Origin of the sequence: Streptomyces sp. NPDC060198, assembly GCF_042728415.1 — a bacterium.
Lineage (GTDB): Bacteria > Actinomycetota > Actinomycetes > Streptomycetales > Streptomycetaceae > Streptomyces.
In genome coordinates, this window is the sequence record NZ_JBHWZJ010000560.1 from 1 (window position 1) to 3,263 (window position 3,263).

General features: G+C 72.9%; 2 protein-coding genes. Both read left to right on the forward strand.

What is annotated here, in order from left to right; translation table 11 throughout:
- Window positions 1–225: 225 nt before the first annotated feature.
- Entirely contained in the window at window positions 226–1,731 is a 1,506-nt protein-coding gene (locus tag ACFWEP_RS33400) for a cytochrome P450 (RefSeq protein WP_387375867.1), read from the forward strand.
- Between the two features lie 145 nt (window positions 1,732–1,876).
- Window positions 1,877–3,223 (forward strand): 6-phospho-beta-glucosidase, encoded by a 1,347-nt coding sequence (locus ACFWEP_RS33405; RefSeq protein WP_387375869.1) that lies wholly within the window; start codon window positions 1,877–1,879, stop codon window positions 3,221–3,223.
- Window positions 3,224–3,263: the final 40 nt, after the last annotated feature.

Sequence of the window (3,263 nt, forward strand, 5' to 3'; positions counted from 1 at the left end):
GCCGGTCCGGCCGGCCGCCCGGACACGAGCCGCGCGGCGCCGGGGGTGTCCGGCGGATCAGGCTGGTCCCGGCGCGACGCGTCGTCCCGACGCGAGGTGCCGGACCGGGCATCCGACCCCGGCCGCGGTCCGCCGGGGCATCCCCTGAGAGCTGTCCCCGAAGTCCCCTCTCCGCCCGCGCGGCACGTCCGCGCGACCCTGTGAAGCCTCATCCCTGGAGCCACTGTGACAACCCCCTTCTCCCACGAACCCGGAGCGCCGACGGGAGCCGCCCCGCCGCCCGGATGCCCGGCCCACGGACTCGGCCCCGGCGGGCTGCGCCGCTACTACGGCCCCGAGGTGGAGAACGACATCGTCGGGCTGAACGAGAAGCTGCGCGCCGAACACGGCAGCGTCGCCCCGGTGCTGCTCCACGGTGACGTACCCGCCTGGCTCGTCCTCGGCCACAGCGAGAACCTCCACGTCACCCGGACCCCCTCTCAGTTCTCCCGCGACTCCCGGCGCTGGCGCGCCCTGCAGGACGGCACGGTGGGACCCGAGCACCCACTCGCTCCGATCTTCACCTACCAGCCCGTGTGCGTCTTCGCGGACGGCGCGACCCACGAACGCCAGCGCGGCGCGATCACGGACAGCATGGGTCGGATCGACACGCGAGGCGTGCGGCGCCACATCAACCGGTTCAGCAACCGCCTCGTCAACGACTTCTGCCTCAAGGGCACCGCCGACATCGTCAGCCAGTTCGCCGAACACCTGCCGATGATGGTCATGTGCGCGATCTTCGGCATGCCCGAGGAGTACGACGACCGGCTGGTGCAGGCCGCGCGCGACATGACGCGCGGCACCGAGACCGCGGTCACCAGCAACGCGCACGTCGTGGGCGTGCTCACCCGCCTGGTGGAGCGCCGACGCACCGCCCCAGAGTCCGACTTCGCCAGCTGGCTGGTCGAACACCCCGCCAGGATGAGCGACATCGAGGTCATCGAACACCTCCGGCTGACGCTCATCGCGGCGTACGAGTCCACCGCCAACCTGATCGCCAACGTGATCCGGATGGTGCTGACCGACCCTCGCTTCCGGGCGCGGCTCAGCGGCGGCCACATGACCGTCCCCGAGGCGGTGGAGCAGACCCTCTGGGACGAGCCCCCGTTCTCCGCGGTCTTCGGCCGCTGGGCCGTCGGCGACACCGAGCTCGGCGGGAAGCACATCAAGGCCGGCGACGCCATGCTCATCAGCATCGCGGGAGCCAACAGCGACCCCGCCGTCCGGCCCGACCTCAGCGCCGGGATGGAGGGCAACCGCGCCCACCTCGCCTTCAGCGGCGGCCCCCACGAGTGCCCGGGGCAGGATATCGGCCGCGCCATCGCGGACGTCGGGGTCGACGCGCTGCTCATGCGGCTGCCCGACCTCGAACTCGCCGTGGAGGAGAGCGGACTGCGCTGGATGGGCAACATCATGTCGCGCCATCTGACCGAACTCCCGGTCCAGTTCGCGCCCAGTCCGCAGCAGGAGATCGACGACGAACCCATGACGGCGATGGCCGCCCGTTCCGGACCCCGCAGCGACTGGGAGATCTCGTCCTCGCCGCGCCCCTCCGGCCGGGCGGCCGGAGGGGCGGAGACCACCGCACCCCAGGTCGACGGCGACCCGGCCCCGGTGATCCCGGACCAGCGCACCCGGAGCACCACGGGCCGCCTGTGGCAGGCCGTCTCCAGCTGGTGGAAGGGGTACTGACCGACGGGCACGGAGCGCCGGACCACCCAGGAACGTGCCGGACGCGGCCTCCGGCACGTCCGGCGGGCCGGAGCCCCGGCCCGCCGCCCCCGTCCCGGCGGGCCGGGACGCGACCCGTGAGGCACAGCCCCTACCATCGAGCAGCGTGAAGCTGACAATTCTTGGCGGTGGCGGATTCCGGGTTCCTCTGGTGTACGGGGCACTGCTCGGCGATCACGCCGAGGGCCGCGTCTCCCGGGTCACCCTCTACGACACGGACCACGACCGCCTCGCGGCCGTCGCCCGGGTGCTGGACGAACAGGCCCGGGGCGTGCCGGACGCACCCGTCGTCCTGGCCACCACCGACCTCGACGAGGCTCTGAAGGGCGCCGACTTCGTCTTCTCGGCGATCCGGGTCGGCGGGCTCGCCGGCCGCGCCGCCGACGAACGGGTGGCCCTGGACGCCGGGGTACTGGGGCAGGAGACGGTAGGGGCGGGCGGCATCGCGTACGGGCTGCGTACCGTACCGGTCGCCATCGACCTCGCCCGCCGCATCGCCCGCCTCGCCCCGGACGCCTGGGTCATCAACTTCACCAACCCCGCCGGCATGGTGACCGAGGCGATGTCCCGGCACCTGGGGAACCGGGTCGTCGGCATCTGCGACACCCCCGTGGGGCTGGGCCGCCGCATCGCCCGGGTCCTCGGCGCCGACCCGGACCGCGCCTGGATCGACTACGCGGGCCTCAACCACCTGGGCTGGGTCCAGGGCCTGTACGTGAACGGGCGCGACGAGCTTCCCCGGCTGCTCGCCGACGACACCCTGCTCGGCTCCTTCGAGGAGGGGAAGCTCTTCGGCACCGACCTGATCCGCTCGCTCGGCGCCGTCCCCAACGAGTACCTGCACTACTACTACTTCAACCGCGAGGCGGTCCGCGCCTACCAGCAGGCCGAACTGACCCGGGGCGCCTTCCTCCGCGAGCAGCAGCAGGGTTTCTACGCGCGCATGCGTGAACCCGGCACACCCGCCCTCGCCACCTGGGACCGCACCCGCGCCGAGCGCGAGGCCACCTACATGTCGGAGAACCGCGAGGTCGCGGGGGCCGGGGACCGTGCCGCGAGCGATCTGGAGTCGGGCGGCTACGAGCAGGTCGCCCTCGCCCTCATGCGCGCCGTCGCCCGCAACGAGCGCACCTCACTGATCCTCAACGTCCGCAACGGCAACACCCTTTCGGTGCTCGACGCGGACGCCGTGGTCGAAGTGCCCTGCCTCGTCGACGCGAACGGCGCCCACCCGGTGGCCGTGAGCCCGCTCCCGTACCACGCGGCAGGGCTCGTCACCTCCGTGAAGGCCGTCGAACGCGCCGTGCTCGACGCGGCCGAAAGCGGATCACGCTCCGCCGCCGTCCGGGCGTTCGCGCTGCACCCGCTCGTGGACTCCGTCCACGTGGCCCGCGAGCTGGTCGACGCGTACACCCTCGTCCACCCCCAGCTGGCCTACCTCGAACGGCCCTGACCCCCCCCCGTGACGGTCCGGCCCGCGACCCGGGCCGGAC